Below are 15,557 nucleotides of genomic sequence, written 5' to 3'. Positions count from 1 at the left end.
GGCCCGGGGGCGCCCGGCGGTGCCGTCATGCCGGGGCCTGCCGGGTCAGCACGGCCACCGGCGGCGCCCAGCGCTCGCCCGGCTTGCGCTTCTGCGTCACCAGGGTCAGCCCCGAGGGCTTGAACACGTTGACGTTGTGCGACACCGGCGCGGTCAGGATGTACTGCGCGCGGGTGGAGGCCAGGAAGGCGCCGACCTTGTCGATGTTGAAGATGTCCAGGTGGGCGAAGGGCTCGTCGATGAACACGAAGCCCCCGGCGCTGCTCTCGTCCATCATCAGGCCCACCAGCAGGATCATCGACTTCATCACCTGCTGGCCGCCGGAGGCCTCGCCGTCGTTGAGGCCGATCAGGCCCTTCTGGTCGAAGTTGAAGCGCACTTCCAGCCCGGCCTGTGCCAGCGACAGGTCGTCGTTGCGGATGTCCGGGTGCTGTACCTCGACGCCGATGCCGGCGACGCCGCCCAGCTGCTGCACGTTCTGGGCGTAGCGCCGCAGCGTGGCGCGCAGCTTGTTGATGTAGGCGCCGCGGGCGTCGTCGGTGAGGCGGCGGGCGCGGTCCAGGTGTACGCCGCGGTCCTGGATCGTGCGCTCCAGCTGCGTATGGTCGGTGAGCAGCTTGTCGCGCACCGCCACCACCTGCGGGTCGCGCTCGAAGGTGCCCTCCGCCAGCTGGCGGTGCAGGCGCTCGACCTCGCGCTCGGCTTCGCCGACCGAGCCGAACCTGGCGCGGGCCTCGGCGCGCGCGGTGCTGCTGCGCCACTGCGGGCGGCGGCGCCAGTCCTGGCGCAGGCCGGCGATGCGGCGGGCCTGTTCCTCGCGGTCCTCGTGCAGGCGCTGCGCCAGCTGCGGCACCTGCTGGCGCAACTGGCGCAGCCGGGCGTCGGCGGCCCGACTGTCGGCGTGCAGCTGGGCCAGCTGCTCGGCCAGTCCCTGTTCCTCCTCGCGCAGGGCATTGAAGCGCTCCTGCTGCGCGCCCACGGCCTGGCGCTGTTCCTCGAGGCGCCCTTCGGCGGCGGCGAACTCCGCGGCACGGTCGGCCAGGTCCTGAGTGGCGCGGGAGCCCGACAGCAGGGCCTGGATCGTGCTGATGCGCGCGGTCAGCTCGGCCTCGCGCTCGGCGATGCGGTTGAGGCGGCGCTGCTGCTGTTCCAGCTGCTCGCGGGCCTGGTCCAGGGCGCGGGCGCCGAAATGGAAGTCGCCGACGCCGATGTCGCGGGCGCCGCGGCGTTCGCCGTGGTAGCCGGCCGGCGTGATCCAGGACTGGTTGCGGGCCAGGTCGGCGCCCTCGCGGGCGTCGGCCACGCGGCGGATGTCGTTGAGCAGCTGTCCGAGCCAGCCGGGAATCGGCGCCAGGAAGCGCACGCACTCGGCCAGGGTGCCGGCACGCGGCGCGGGGGCGGGGGCGCGCTCCGGCACCACGAAGTGGCGGTAGCGCAGCTTTTCGCCCAGCGACCAGGCGCGGGAGGCATCGCCGGCCTGCGTCAGCAGGATGACGTGGCGGTACGGTTTGAGCACGGCCTCCACCGCGGCATGCCAGGCCTCGTCGCGGATCTGCACGATCTCGCCCAGGGTCTGGTGGCCGATGCCCGCCTCGTCCAGCGCGCGGCGGAAGCGGGTGACGTCGTCCGGCGTAGGGGCGCGGCCGGACTGCAGGGCCGTGATGCGCGATTCCAGCTCCGGCAGCGCCGCGCGCAGTTCGCTGCGCTCCAGCTTCAGGCGGCTGTGCTCCTCGCGCAGGCTTTCCTGCTCCTGGCTCAGCGCGGCGGCGTCGAAGCCCTCGCTCTGTTGCGCGGCGCGCTGTTCCAGGCGGCTGCGCTCGCCCAGCAAGGCTTCGGTGCCGGCCAGCGCGCGGTTGGCGCGCTGCAAGGCCTGGCCGGCCTCGGTCATCTGCGCCTGCAGCGCGGACTTGCGCTGCGCGGCGGCCTCGTCGCGCTGCTGCAGTTCGCGCAGGCGGCCCTCGCCGGAGGCGAGTTCGCGCGACTGCTGGGCGTGTTCCTGGCGCAGGCCGGCGAGCTGGCTGCGGCTGCCCTTGATGGCGGCGTAGTTCTCGGCGATGCGCACGCGCGGCAGCCATTCGGCCTGCACGGCCTCGGCCTCGCGGGTCAGCGACATCCACTGGCGGAAGGAATTGACCTTGGCCTCGTGTTCCTGCAGGTGCAGGCCCAGGTCGGCGCGGCGCATCTCGGTTTCGTCGAGCTCCTTCTGCGCCAGGCGCTGGTCGTCCTGCGCGCGGGCGTAGTTGTCCAGCACTTCCTGGTCTCCGAAGACGTTGAACACCAGCGACAGCAGCTGGCGCGGGCTGTATTCGCAGAGCTTGTCGGTGTCGCCCTGTTCCAGCGCCAGCACCCGGCGGATGGCGCGCGTCAGGCCGGCGTGCTCCAGGTCGGATTCGTACTGGCGCAGGCCGACCCAGCGCACGTCCGGATGCTGCTCGGCCTGCTCGATGCTCACGTCGCCGGCCGCGATGCCGTACTGGCGCTCCCAGTCGCCGCCCTTCTTGCGGATGCGGCAGAGCAGGGTGACCAGGGGATCCTTGATCGGGAAGAAGGCCTGCTGGCCGGAGGGCCGGCGCGGGTTCTGCACCACGGCGCGCAGCCAGGCGTAGGGCTGGTCGGCGCGGCGCACGTAGCGCTTGTAGTCGCGGCCGCTGGCGCATTCGATGGCCAGCAGGGTGCGGAAGGCGTCGAGCAGCGTGGTCTTGCCGGAGCCGTTGGGCCCCACCACGGTGACGATCGCGCTCTCCAGCGGCAGGCTGAAGCGGCGCCAGTAGTCCCAGTGGAGGACCTCGATTTTTTCGAAGCGGAACATCAGGGGGCTTCCGGTGCGGGCGGGCTGGCCTGGGCCAGCAGGTCGGTCAGCGCGCCATCGAGGATGCGGCCGGCCATGCGGTTGTAGTCGAGCACCACGTCGAGCAGGGGGCCTTCGATCAGTTCGCCCTTGCGCGTCTCCTCGACGAAGCCCAGGCGCTTGAGCGTGCCGAGGTTGGCCTGCAGCTTGGTGCGGCCGCCGAGGCGGTCGGCGAAGTCCGAATAGAGCGCGGCGGTGGCGACGCTGACCCCGACCGAGGCGGCATCGGGCACCGGCTTCTCCTGGGCGAACATCTCGCCCTGGTCGGCCGGCTGCTCCTTCTGCTTGCGCTCGATCTGGCGCTGGCGCTTAGGCAGGATCAGCAGCGCCCACAGCACCACCAGCAGGGCGATGGCGTCGCGCGGCAGTCCGAGGTTGTTGGAAAGCCAGGTGCTCTCGCCGCCCATCACCGGCGCCTCGAACTCGCGCTTCAGGCGCAGGGCGACATGGTCGGCGTAAGGGTTGTCATGGAATTCCAGGCCGCATTCGGCTAGCCGGGCCTGCAGCTGCTCGTGGAAGGAGGCGTCGGTGATGGCGCGGCGCACCAGCGCGTCGCTGCGCGGCAGGACCTGCCGGGCCGACAGGCGCGCGATCAGGATGGCGATGTCCTTGTCCATGGTGTTCAACAGGTCCTAAGTGGGTTCGACGCGGCCGGCGCTGATGCGGCCGACGCCGGCACGGTTGACCGTGGTCAGGCGGTCTTCCTCGATCAGCCAGCGCCGGGGCAGGCGCGCGAGGTCGGCGGTGGGGCCGGTCAGCGTAGCCGACTCGGGGTCGCCCAGCAGCGACAGCAGGGAATAGCGGTAGGAGGAGTGCTCGAAGTCGCGGTGCGGCACGCACTGCTCCACCTCCATCACCTGCGCCAGATCGCCCAGCTCGGACAACCACTCCAGCAACTGCGGCGCCTGCTCCTCGCCGGGCATCTCGGGCGCCTGCGCGTTCTCCACCGCCGGCGGCAGCGGGGTGTCGAGGCGCTCGGGGCGGACCTTGTCGATCAGTTCGTGCTCGGCCACGTCCAGCAGCAGGTCGCCGAGCAGGAAGGCATGGCGCGGCAGCACGCTGACGGCGTCATCGCTCAGGCGCTCCAGTTCGGCGGTGCTGCGGCTGCGCAGCCAGGCGCCGAGGTCGGCGCTGGACAGGCCGCTGTTGCCCAGGTGCACGCGCTGGCTTTCCAGCTTGTTGAGCTCGCGCTGGAACACGCTGCTCATCGACAGCAGGGTGCTTTGCACGCGGGCGATGCGGTAGGCCACGTCCTGCACTTCGGGGTCGTCGAGGTATTCCTTGACGCTGTCGATGACGCCGATGCTCTTCTCGACCCACTCCCAGACGCGCTCCAGCCGGCTTTCGGCGGCGCGGATGCGGCGCTCGGAGCGCGACAGCACGGCCTGCTCCAGCTCGCCGTGCAGCTCGTTGAGGCGCGACAGCAGGTGCTGCAGCACCTCGGCATCGACCTTGCCCACCGCGCTGCCGGCGGCGATCTGGCCGGCGATGTAGCCCAGTTCCTCGCCCTGGTCGTCGAACTTGAGCAGGGTGGAGAGTGCCGTCACCACCATGCGGCCCAGCGGGCTGAGCTGGTAGACGGCGGTCTCGCTGTCCCATTGCAGCAGCGTGTTCTCGCGCAGGCGCTGCAGCACGTTCTCCAGCTTGGCCGGGTCCAGGTAGGCGAAGCGCTCGCGCAGCTCGCTGGGTTGCCAGTTGGGCTGGTCGCCGCGGGCGGCGACCTCGCGCAGGATCAGCAGGCGGATCACCACGGCGCTTTCGGTGCCGTGGAACACGGTCATCAGCGCGGCCAGCGCCTCGCGCGACTGCAGCAGCGGCTGCAGGGCCGCCACGTCCGCCGCCTCGTAGCCGGGGCGGAAGAAGTCCTGCAGGCGGGTGTCGGCGGTGCTATCCGCAGACGGGCCGCTCAACGGTTGCGCCCCTGGATGTGGTTGGCCAGCCAGACCAGCGGCTCGGCCTCGGCGCCGAAGACGTTGACCGCGGCGCGGGCCACGTCGAACAGTTCCTCGGCACGCTCGCGCGCGGCCGGCAGGCCCATGACGGCCGGGTAGGTGGACTTGTGCGCGGCCTCGTCCTTGCCGGCGGTCTTGCCCAGTGTGGCGGCATTGCCCTCGATGTCCAGGATGTCGTCCTGGATCTGGAAAGCCAGGCCGATGCACTTGCCGTAGCGGTCCAGGGCATCGAGATGGGCGCTGTCCAGCGGCGCCTTGGCGTAGCAGGCCATCAGCAGGCAGGCGCGGATCATGGCGCCGGTCTTGTGGATGTGCAGGGCCTCCAGTTCGGGCAGGCTCAGGCTTTTGCCCTCGGACTCCAGGTCCACCGCCTGGCCGCCGACCATGCCGCGGCTGCCGGCGGCGTCGCCCAGCACCTCGATCATCTTCAGGCGCTGCAGCGGGTCCAGCCCGGAGCCGTGATCGTGCGCCAGCAGGAAGAAGGCCAGGGCCTGCAGGCCGTCGCCGACCAGGATGGCGGTGGCCTCGTCGTAGGCCCTGTGCACCGTGGGGCGGCCGCGGCGCAGGTCGTCGTCGTCCATCGCCGGCAGGTCGTCGTGGACCAGGGAATAGGCGTGGATCAGCTCCACGGCGCAGGCCGGGGCGTCCAGGGCGGTGGGCGGCAGCCCCAGGACCTCGCCGGCGGCATAGACCAGCAGGGGCCGCAGTCGCTTGCCGCCGTCGCTGGCATAGCGCATGGCGGCATGCAGGCGGGCGGGGTATTGCGTCTCCTGCGGCAGCCAGCGGTCCAGGCTGCGCCGCAGGCGCTCCTGGTAGGCCGGGACGCGGCTCGCGAAGGAATCGCCGTTCACGCTTCGGGGTCCAGACTCGGGTCCGGCGCCAGCAGCTTGCGTACGCGCAGCTCGGCGCTGTCCAGCGATCCCCGGCAGGACTTGCTCAGGGCCATGCCGCGCTCGAACAGCTGCAGCGACTCTTCCAGGCGCAGGTCGCCGCGCTCCATGCGCTGCACGATCTCCTCCAGCTCCCGCATCGCGTCCTCGAACTGGCTGACCGGATCGGCGGGGGCCTCGGCTTGCGGGCTGCTTGGCTTGGGCATGGACCTAAATTGTTGAGTTATCAGGCCGGTATTGTAGCGAGGTTGAATCCCCGGCAGGCATCCGTTAGCTTCCGCCGCTTCCCCGATTCCCATAAGACATGGCTGCCAAAGAATACTCCGCAGAAGCCATCGAAGTGCTCGAAGGCCTTGATCCCGTGCGCAAGCGCCCGGGCATGTACACCGACACCACCCGGCCCAATCACCTGGCCCAGGAAGTCATCGACAACGCGGTCGACGAGGCGCTGGCAGGCCATTGCCGCAGCATCGCGGTCACGGTCTACGAGGACGGGTCGCTGGAAGTGGCCGACGACGGCCGCGGCATGCCGGTGGGCATCCACCCGGTGCACAAGGTCACCGGCGTCGAACTGATCCTGACCAAGCTGCACTCGGGCGCCAAGTTCTCCAACCAGCAGTACCAGTTCTCGGGCGGTTTGCACGGCGTCGGTGTCAGCGTGGTCAACGCCCTGTCCAACAAGCTGGAGGTGCGGGTCTGCCAGGGCGGCGCCGAACATGCCATCGAGTTCAAGGACGGCGTGCTCAGCAAGCCCTTGAAGGTCGTGGGCGCCGTGGCCAAGAACCGCACCGGTACCGCCGTGCGCTTCTGGGCCGACCCGAAGTACTTCGACAGTCCCAAGTTCTCGCTGCCGCGCCTCAAGCAGGTGCTGCGCGCCAAGGCCGTGCTGTGCCCGAACCTGAAGGTCACGCTGGACGACCAGATCAACAAGGAGAAGCAGGTCTGGCAGTACGAGAACGGCCTGCCGGACTACCTGAAGGACGCGCTGCAGGGCGCCGAGACGCTGCCCGCCGAGCCCTTCATCGGCCAGTTCAAGGCCGCCCGCGAGGAGGCCGAGTGGGCTCTGGTCTGGCTCAACCAGGAAGGCAGCCGGCTGGAGCCGGTGGCCGAGAGCTACGTCAACCTGATTCCGACCGCCCAGGGCGGCACGCACGTCAACGGCCTGCGCACCGGCCTGACCGAGGCGGTGCGCGAGTTCTGCGAGTTCCGCAACCTGCTGCCGCGCGGCCTCAAGCTGACGCCGGAAGACGTCTGGCAGGGCTGCGCCTACGTGCTCAGCGTGAAGATGCAGGACGCGCAGTTCGCCGGCCAGACCAAGGAGCGCCTGTCCTCGCGCGAGACCGCGGCCTTCGTCTCCGGCGTGGTGCACGACTCCTTCAGCCTGTGGCTGAACCAGCATCCCGAGCAGGGCGAGCAGATCGCCCAGCTGGTCATCGCCAATGCCAACGCCCGCCTGAAGCTGTCCAAGCAGGTGGTGCGCAAGAAGATCACCAGCGGCCCGGCCCTGCCCGGCAAGCTGGCGGACTGCGTGCAGAGCGACATCGGCCGTACCGAGCTGTTCCTGGTGGAAGGCGATTCCGCCGGCGGCTCCGCCAAGCAGGCGCGTGACCGCGACTTCCAGGCCATCATGCCGCTGCGCGGCAAGATCCTGAACACCTGGGAAGTGGACGCCAACGAAGCCCTGGGCTCCGACGAGATCCACAACATCAGCGTCGCCATCGGCGTCGACCCGGGCGCCACCGACATCAGCGGCCTGCGCTACGGCAAGGTCTGCGTGCTGGCCGACGCCGACTCCGACGGCCTGCACATCGCCACGCTGCTCTGCGCGCTGTTCCTCAAGCACTACCGTCCGCTGGTGGAAGCCGGCCACATCTTCATCGCCATGCCGCCGCTGTTCCGCATCGACGCCGGCAAGCAGGTGTTCTATGCGCTGGACGAGGCCGAGAAGCAGGGCATCCTCGACCGCCTCAGCGCCGAGGGCAACCGGTCGAAGCTCCAGGTGACCCGCTTCAAGGGCCTGGGCGAAATGAACCCCCTGCAGCTGCGCGAGACCACGATGTCGCCCGACACGCGCCGCCTGGTGCAGCTGACGCTGGACGAAACCCCCGCCGACCAGATCCTCGACATGCTTCTGGCCAAGAAGCGCGCCGGCGACCGCAAGGACTGGCTGGAGCGCGAAGGCAACCGCGCCGAGGTCTAAGAAGAAGACATGACGAACATTATCGACACCGAACGCCTGCCGCTGCGCGTCTTCGCGGAGAAGGCCTACCTCGACTACTCGATGTACGTGGTGCTGGACCGCGCGCTGCCGAACATCGCCGATGGCCTGAAGCCGGTGCAGCGCCGCATCATCTACGCGATGAGCGAGCTGGGCCTCTCGGCCGGCCAGAAGCACAAGAAATCCGCCCGCACGGTGGGCGACGTCATCGGCAAGTTCCATCCTCACGGCGACTCCGCCTGCTACGAGGCGATGGTGACGATGGCGCAGCCCTTCAACTACCGCTACCCGCTGGTGGACGGACAGGGCAACTGGGGCTCGCCGGACGACCCGAAGTCCTTCGCCGCGATGCGCTACACCGAGTCGCGCCTGACCCCCTATGCCGCCACGCTGCTGGGCGAACTGGAGCAGGGCACGGTGGACTGGGTGCCGAACTTCGACGGCACCCTGGAGGAGCCGCGCCTGCTGCCGGCGCGCCTGCCCAACATCCTGGTCAACGGCACCACCGGCATCGCGGTGGGCATGGCCACCGACATCCCGCCGCACAATATCCGCGAGCTGGTGAAGGCCTGCCTGCACCTGCTCAAGCATCCCAACGCGCATATCGAGAAGCTCTGCGAGTTCGTGCCGGGCCCGGATTTCCCGACCTCCTGCGAGATCGTCTCCGAGCCGCACGACCTGATGAAGGTCTACCAGACCGGCAACGGCCAGATCCGTGCCCGCGGCCGCTGGGAGCGCGACGAGGACGGCAACATCATCGTCACGCACCTGCCGTACCAGGTGTCTCCGGCCAAGGTGCTGGAGCAGATCGCCGACCAGATGCGCGCCAAGAAGCTGCCGCTGGTGGAGGACCTGCGCGACGAATCGGACCACGAGAACCCGACGCGCCTGGTGATCGTGCCGCGCTCCAACCGCGTGGATGCCGAGCAGCTGATGGCGCACCTGTTCGCGACCACGGACCTGGAGCGCAGCTACCGCGTCAACCTCAACATGATCGGCCTGGACGGTCGCCCCAAGGTCAAGAACCTCAAGGACATCCTGACCGAGTGGCTGGAGTACCGCTTCGCCACGGTCACCAAGCGCCTGAATCACCGCCTCAACAAGGTCAACGAGCGCCTGCACCTGCTCGAAGGCTTGCTGATCGCCTACCTCAACATCGACGAGGTGATCCACATCATCCGCACCGCGGACGATCCCAAGGCCAAGCTGATGCTGGCCTTCGGCCTGTCCGAGATCCAGGCGGACTACATCCTCGACCTGAAGCTGCGCCACCTGCAGAAGATCGAGGAGATCGCGATCCAGGGCGAGCAAAAGGAACTGGCCGCCGAGCGTGCGCGCCTGGAAGAGCTGCTGGGCGACGACGAGAAGCTCCGCAGCCTGATCGGCGAGGAACTCAAGGAAGACGCCAAGAAGTACGGCGACGAGCGCCGCTGCCCAATCAACGCCAAGCCGCCGGCCTCCGCGCTGGAAGCCGCCGAGATCATCCCGGCCGAGCCGATCACCGTGGTGCTGTCCAAGGCCGGCTGGATCCGCGCGGGCAAGGGCCACGAGATCGATCCGGCCTCGCTCAGCTACAAGGCCGGCGACGAATTCGGCCTGGCGGTGCAGGGCAAGACCAACCAGCTGCTGGTGCTGCTGGACCACAAGGGCCGCAGCTACACGCTGAACCCGCGCGAACTGCCGTCGGCCCGCTCGCAGGGCGAGCCGGTGACCACGCGCCTGGACCTGCAGGACGGCGGCCGCATCCTCGGCCTGCTGATGGGCGACGGCAGCGAGAAGCTGGTGCTGGGCAGCGACGAGGGCTACGGCTTCATCGCCAGGCTGGGCGACCTGGAGTCGCGCCTCAAGGCCGGCAAGGCGGTGGTCAACGTCGGCGAGAAGGCCACGCTGATGCCGCCCAGCCGCACGGCCGATCCGGCCAAGGACCGCTTCGCGCTGGCCACGGCCGAGGGGCGCCTGCTGGTGTTCCCGCTGTCGGAGCTGCCGGAACTGGCCAAGGGCAAGGGCAACAAGCTGGTGGCGCTCAAGGGCGAGGACCGCATCCTGGCCAGCTGCGTGCTGCCGGCGGGCTCCCCGCTGACCCTGGTCTGCGGCAAGCGCACGCTGACACTCAAGCCTTCCGACCTGGAGAACTACGCCGGCGCACGCGCCAGCCGCGGCGGTCATCTGCCGCGCGGATTCCAGCGGGTGGATTCGATGCAGGCCGGGTGAGGACATGGTTGGCTGCCCCGGTCCTGTCGCCGGAAGGCAACAGAACCGGGGCTTGAATTCGTGGTCCAAGCCCTCACAAAACCTTAGCCACACTTAACTGAAGCACGGGGAATATGAAACGCATCGGCTTGTTTTTGTTGACTAATATTGCGGTCATGGTAGTGCTGTCCATTACCGCCAGCCTGCTCGGCGTCAACAAGTACCTGACGGCCAACGGCCTCAATCTGGGCGCACTGCTGGTGTTCTGCGCCCTGTTCGGGTTCGGCGGCTCCTTCATCTCGCTGGCCATGTCCAAGTGGATGGCCAAGCGTTCCACCGGCGCCCAGGTCATCACCCAGCCGCGCAACTCGGCCGAGATGTGGCTGCTGCAGACCGTGGAGCGCCAGGCGCGCGCCGCCGGCATCGGCATGCCCGAGGTGGCGGTCTACGAGGCCCCGGAGCCCAATGCCTTTGCCACCGGCATGAACCGCGACAATGCCCTGGTTGCCGTCTCCACCGGCCTGCTGCGCAGCATGCAGCAGGACGAGGTCGAGGCCGTGCTGGGCCACGAGGTCAGCCATATCGCCAACGGCGACATGGTGACGCTGACCCTCATCCAGGGCGTGGTGAACACCTTCGTGATGTTCATGGCGCGTGTCATCGGCTATGCCATCGACCGCGCCCTCAGCGGCAACCGCGACAGCAGCGCCCCGGGCTTCGGCTACATGATCACGGTGATGGTGCTGGAGATCGTGTTCGGCTTCCTGGCGACGATCATCGTCTGCTGGTTCAGCCGCCAGCGCGAGTTCCGCGCCGACGCCGGCGGTGCGCACCTGGCCGGCAAGCGCAAGATGGTCGCGGCGCTGCAGCGACTGGGCGGCGCGCAGGGCCATTCCACGCTGCCGGAGCAGGTCACGGCCTTCGGCATCGTCGGCGGCGCCAAGAAGCTGTTCATGACGCATCCTCCGATCGAGGAGCGCATCGCCGCCCTGCAGGCGGCCGCGTAAGCGGAGCGATCCACCGGAAAGGGCGGCCATCGGCCGCCCTTTCTTTTTGCCTGCCGTCCGCGGCTTGACGCCGACGACTCCGGGCGGACAGTCTCCGGCCATGGAACTCTCCGTACAGGAACTGCAGGCCGCGCCGGTCTTCCTGATCAGCCTCGGTATCGGCCTGCTGATGGGGCTGGAGCGGGAGCGCAAGCCCGACGCGCGGGCCGGGCTGCGCACTTTCGGCCTCACCGGGCTGGCGGGCGCGCTGTCGGGCCTGCTCACGCAGGCCAGCGGATCGGCCTGGCTGATCCCGGCAATGGTGCTGGGGCTGGTGCTGACGATGGTGTTCTCGCCGCACGAGAAGGGCGACGAGAACGATCCGGCGACCACCACCACCGTGGCGCTGCTGCTGTGCTTCGGCCTGGGCGTGCTGGCCTGGTACGGCTATCCGCAGCTGGCCGTGGCCCTGGCGCTGGCGGCCACCTCGCTGCTGTACTTCAAGACCGAACTGCACGGCGTCATCAACCGGCTGACGCCCCGGGACCTGCGCTCCTTCCTGCAGTTCGCCATCGTCGCCTTCATCGTGCTGCCGGTGCTGCCGGACCGGGACTACGGTCCCTACGGCGCGCTGAACCCCTATCGCATCTGGCTGATGGTGGTACTGATCTCGGGCCTGGGCTTGGTGTCCTATGCCGTGCTGCGGGTCGTCGGGCAGGAGAAGGGCACGCCGCTGCTCGGCATCCTCGGCGGCCTGGTGTCCAGCACGGCCACCACGCTGGCCTTCTCGCGCCACATGAAGTCCCAGCCGGCCCTGCAGCCGGTGGCGCTGTTCGTGATCCTGCTGGCCAACCTGGTGGTGCTGCTGCGCCTGGCGATCATCGCCGTGGCGGTCACTCCGAAGATCCTGCCGGCTCTTCTGCCGGTGCTGGGACTCGGTGCCGCGGCGGGCCTGGTACTGGCCTGGCGCAGCTGGCGCGCCCTGGGCGCGGACCAGGCGCCGGAGCTGGAGATGAAGAACCCCAGCGAGATGCGTACCGCGCTGGCTTTCGCCGCCTTCTATGCCGCGGTGCTGCTGGCGGTGGCCTGGCTCAACGACATCGCCGGGACCGGCGGCGTCTACCTGGCGGCGGCGCTGTCGGGCCTGACCGACGTGGATGCGATCAGCCTGTCCACGCTGAACCTGTTCGAACACGGCGGCATCGAGGCGGCGGCCGTGGTGCGGGTGATCGCGCTGGCCTACGTCGTGAACCTGGCGTTCAAGTTCAGCCTGGTCTGGAGCATCGCCGGCCGCGGGCAGGCGGTGAAACTGGCGCCGTCCTTCGGCGCCGTGCTCGTCGGACTGGTGCTCGGGCTGGCGCTTACCTGACGTCCGCCGACAGGAGCACGACTTCCGGCTCCTGCACGTGGAAACCCTGGATGTAGTTGACGCCCATCTGCCAGAGGCGCGCCATGACGTTGGCATCCTCCACGTGGGACACGATGGTCTTCACGCCGGACTGGCGCGCCGTCTCCATCAGGGTCGTCATCTTCTTGTGCTGTTCCTTGTCGTGGAACTGGTGCGTGAAGGACGGGTGGAACTTCACGAACTGCGGCGGCACGTGCTCCAGCAGCTGGGCGGAGTTGCTGCCGACGCCGAAATGCTCGATGGCGATGTAGCCGCCGAGATCGCGCAGCGCCTTGTGCAGCGTCTTGGCCTTGCGGATGTGGTTCTGCAGCGTCAGTTCCTGGAACTCGAACACCAGTTCCTCGGGCTTCAGCGGGCGCTGCTTGAGCTGCTCCTGCAGCCAGGCGACGTAGCCGTCCGCCTCCTTGAGCGTTTCCTCGGAAATCTTCACGAACAGGCTCGAGGCCTCGGCGGAGCTTTCACGCTTGGCCAGCACCTTGAGCGCGCGCGCCACGACCCAGCGGTCGATGGAGCGCATCAGACCGAACTTCTCGGCCACGCCGATGAACTCGGCGGCATGCAGCTCCTTGCCGCCGTCGTCGATCATGCGCACCAGCACGTCGAAGTGCTGGCGCGTGTCGCCTTCCAGGCTGGCGATCGACTGGTAGGCCAGCTTGAGACGGTTTTCCTCGATGGCGCGCTTGACCTGCGAAGCCTTGCGGGCTTCCTCGCGCTCGCCCTGGGCGTTCTTGGCCGTGGGACCGAGGTTGACGAACTGGCGCCCGCCGCCGCGCACGGCGAGCTTGCGCGCCTCGCGCACGATGTCTCCGGCCACGACCGGCACCTGCTCGCCGCCGGACAGCGGATAGGCGGCGATGCTCAACGTCAGGTGCGCTTCATGGCCGGTGGTGTTGAACACCTGCTTGACCACTTCCTTGACCAGCATGTCGCCGAACTGCTCGAACTCGGCGGCGGTGGGCCGGTGGACGATCGCGGCCAGCTCTCCGGAGGAGAAGCGGAATACCTGGTCCTGCGGCGACAGGCGGGCATGCACCCACTCGTCGAGCATCAGCACGGCTTCCTCGGCATCGTGCAGGCCGATGCGCTCCTCCAGGCCGGGGAAGTCGTCCACGGCGATCAGCAGCGCGGCGCGCGGCATCTTCTGCTGGCTGACGCCGTTGATGGCGGCGGTCAGCGCGTCGAAGAAGGCCAGGCGGCCGGAGGGCGCCTCGCCCGCGGCTGCCGCCGGCTGGGCGGCGGCCTCCGCACGGATCAGCATCTCGACGAAGTTCTCGCCGTCGACATTGCCGCGCGTCAGCTGCGCGGTGATGTGGACCTGGCCGCCATCCTGGCGCAGCAGGCAGCACTCCAGGGGCTTGCCGTCGGCCTTGCCCTTGTTCAGGAGCTTCATGTGCTCCTTGACCTTGAGCTGCTGGTCCGGGCAGACCAGGTCCATCAGCGGCAGCTCCAGCAGCTCTTCCGGGTGGTTGTAGCCGAGCAGGGTGGCGAAGGCCGGGTTGGTGTGCGAAACGATGCCTTCCTGGATATGGACCACGGCATCGTTGGTGCCCGCCAGCAACTGCTTGTGGCGGGATTCGAAATCGTCGAGGCGGGAGCGCACGGTGCGCAGCGCCCGCAGATGGCGGTGGCTGGCGAATTCGCGCTGCAGCACGAACTCCAGGTGACGCAGGTCGCGCAGGTCCTCGTAGGCGACCATGTCGCGGGCGCCGGCGGCGTGGGCGGCGAGCACTTCGTCGGCGCCGAAGCGCTGGCCCAGCAGCAGCACCGGCAGGTCCGGGCAGAGGCGGGCGGAGATGTCGACCACCTCCTTCAGCGGGGCGCGGGCCAGGCCCTCGGCGCAGAGCAGTATCTCGGGGGCGCCGCGGCGCAGCACGTCCTCGAGCTCCTCCAGGTCGGCGACCCAGGCGCAGCGGACCGGGTGGCCGGCGTTGCGCAAATGGCTCTCGATGCGCTTGGCGACGTTCTCGGACTCGCTCACGACCAGGACGACGGCGCTCTCCGCAGCCGTCAGCTGGGCGGTTTTCTGGCTTGGCGGGTTCGCTACCATGCGATCCATGTCTTTGAGGCCGCGCCGGCGTCTTCTCGCGCCAGTCGTGGCATTAGGTAACCGGGCACGAGTGCGACCAGTTCGCTGGCCAGCCGCCGTGCCGCCTCCACATCCACCTCGAAATGTGCCGCGCCATGGACGCGGTCCACCACGTGCAGATAGTAGGGCAGTATCCCGCAGGCAAACAACTTTTCAGACAGGTTTCGAAGAGTCTCGGCTGAATCGTTGATTCCACGCAGCAAAACCGACTGGTTGAGCAGCGGAATCTGCAGCGCCCGCAAGGGCTGCAGCGCGCGCTCGACGCTGGCGTCCAGCTCCTGCGGATGGTTCACGTGCAGCACCATCACCTTCTGCAGGCGTCCGCGGCCCAGCCATTGCAACAGGCGTTCATCCACGCGCTCCGGCAGCACGATGGGCTGGCGGGTGTGGATGCGCAGCCGGCGCAGGTGGGGGATGTCCTCCAGGGACTGCGCCAGGGCGGCGAGCTTGTCGTCCGACAGCGACAGCGGGTCGCCGCCGGAGAGGATCACCTCCTCGATGCTGGGGTCGCCGGCCAGCGTCTCCAGCGCCCCCCGCCACTGCTCGCGGGCGGCCAGCTGCTCGGAGTAGGGGAAGTGGCGGCGGAAGCAATAGCGGCAGTTCACCGCGCAGGCCCCCGTGGCGATCAGCAGGGCGCGGCCCCGGTACTTGTGGATCACCCCGCCGTCGCGGGCCTTGTTCAGGTCGCCCACCGCGTCCAGGGCGAAGCCCGGTACCACCAGGCCTTCCGCCGGACGGGGCCAGACCTGCAGGAACAAGGGGTCCGCCGGGTCGCCCGGGCGCATCCGGGCGGCAAAGCCGCGCGGTACCCGCAGGGGGAAGTCCCGCAGCCGTTCCAGGTCCAGGGCGGGCAGGGCAGGATCGATCTGCAGGTAGTCGAGCAGGTCCGCCGGGCGGGTGAAGGCCTCGCGCAGGGCATGCTGCCAAAGCGGCGCCTGCTGGCGGCTGTCGGGGCGGGGAGTTATCATTCGCCGCCATT

At 69.0% G+C, this 15,557-nt stretch carries 11 protein-coding genes; 4 read left to right on the top strand and 7 right to left on the bottom strand.

What is annotated here, in order from left to right; translation table 11 throughout:
• Nucleotides 1-25 precede the first annotated feature (25 nt).
• From C3942_RS16295 to xseB, 5 genes are read right to left on the bottom strand one after another with little or no spacing between them, the layout of a single operon-like run.
• A complete protein-coding gene (locus tag C3942_RS16295; protein WP_104231421.1) occupies nt 26-2,809 on the bottom strand; it encodes an ATP-binding protein in 2,784 nt (927 codons plus the stop codon).
• Complete coding sequence (locus C3942_RS16290) at nt 2,809-3,465, bottom strand: hypothetical protein (RefSeq protein ID WP_104231420.1); 657 nt, start codon at nt 3,463-3,465, stop codon at nt 2,809-2,811. Before C3942_RS16290 ends, C3942_RS16295 begins: the two co-directional genes overlap by 1 nt.
• Nucleotides 3,466-3,480: 15 nt before the next feature.
• On the bottom strand, nt 3,481-4,758 hold the full coding sequence (locus C3942_RS16285) for a hypothetical protein (protein WP_104231419.1): 1,278 nt from the start codon (nt 4,756-4,758) through the stop codon (nt 3,481-3,483).
• Nucleotides 4,755-5,651, bottom strand: coding sequence for a polyprenyl synthetase family protein (locus C3942_RS16280; protein ID WP_104231418.1), 897 nt, complete (start codon nt 5,649-5,651; stop codon nt 4,755-4,757). Before C3942_RS16280 ends, C3942_RS16285 begins: the two co-directional genes overlap by 4 nt.
• Nucleotides 5,648-5,896 (bottom strand): exodeoxyribonuclease VII small subunit, encoded by a 249-nt coding sequence (gene xseB / locus C3942_RS16275; protein ID WP_104231417.1) that lies wholly within the window; start codon nt 5,894-5,896, stop codon nt 5,648-5,650. The genes C3942_RS16280 and xseB overlap by 4 nt, the downstream gene beginning before the upstream one ends.
• Before the next feature lie 98 nt (nt 5,897-5,994).
• On the opposite strand from xseB, the gene parE reads away from it, so the two are divergent.
• From parE to C3942_RS16255, 4 genes are all read left to right on the top strand, one after another.
• Nucleotides 5,995-7,890 carry a DNA topoisomerase IV subunit B gene (gene parE / locus C3942_RS16270; protein ID WP_104231416.1) on the top strand — a complete coding sequence of 632 codons (1,896 nt, stop codon included), beginning with the start codon at nt 5,995-5,997 and terminating at the stop codon, nt 7,888-7,890.
• A gap of 9 nt (nt 7,891-7,899) precedes the next feature.
• A complete protein-coding gene (parC, locus tag C3942_RS16265) occupies nt 7,900-10,119 on the top strand; it encodes a DNA topoisomerase IV subunit A (protein ID WP_104231415.1) in 2,220 nt (739 codons plus the stop codon).
• A 113-nt stretch (nt 10,120-10,232) separates the two neighbouring features.
• The gene (gene htpX / locus C3942_RS16260; RefSeq protein ID WP_104231414.1) at nt 10,233-11,105 is read left to right on the top strand and encodes a protease HtpX; all 873 of its coding nucleotides are present in this window, start codon (nt 10,233-10,235) and stop codon (nt 11,103-11,105) included.
• Nucleotides 11,106-11,205: 100 nt separating this feature from the next.
• Nucleotides 11,206-12,453 carry an MgtC/SapB family protein gene (locus tag C3942_RS16255; RefSeq protein ID WP_104231413.1) on the top strand — a complete coding sequence of 416 codons (1,248 nt, stop codon included), beginning with the start codon at nt 11,206-11,208 and terminating at the stop codon, nt 12,451-12,453.
• Here C3942_RS16255 and C3942_RS16250 read toward each other — a convergent pair.
• Entirely contained in the window at nt 12,446-14,539 is a 2,094-nt protein-coding gene (locus C3942_RS16250; protein WP_133164328.1) for an EAL domain-containing response regulator, read from the bottom strand. The two genes, C3942_RS16255 and C3942_RS16250, sit on opposite strands and share 8 nt — an antisense overlap.
• Nucleotides 14,533-15,546, bottom strand: a complete 1,014-nt coding sequence (epmB, locus tag C3942_RS16245) for an EF-P beta-lysylation protein EpmB (protein ID WP_104231411.1) — start codon at nt 15,544-15,546, stop codon at nt 14,533-14,535. The genes C3942_RS16250 and epmB overlap by 7 nt, the downstream gene beginning before the upstream one ends.
• Nucleotides 15,547-15,557: the final 11 nt, after the last annotated feature.

The organism is Solimonas fluminis (genome assembly GCF_002930645.1).
GTDB classification, from domain to species: domain Bacteria; phylum Pseudomonadota; class Gammaproteobacteria; order Nevskiales; family Nevskiaceae; genus Solimonas_A; species Solimonas_A fluminis.
The sequence above is the reverse complement of the archived record's forward strand: the minus strand, read 5'-3'. Positions and strand labels throughout refer to the sequence as shown.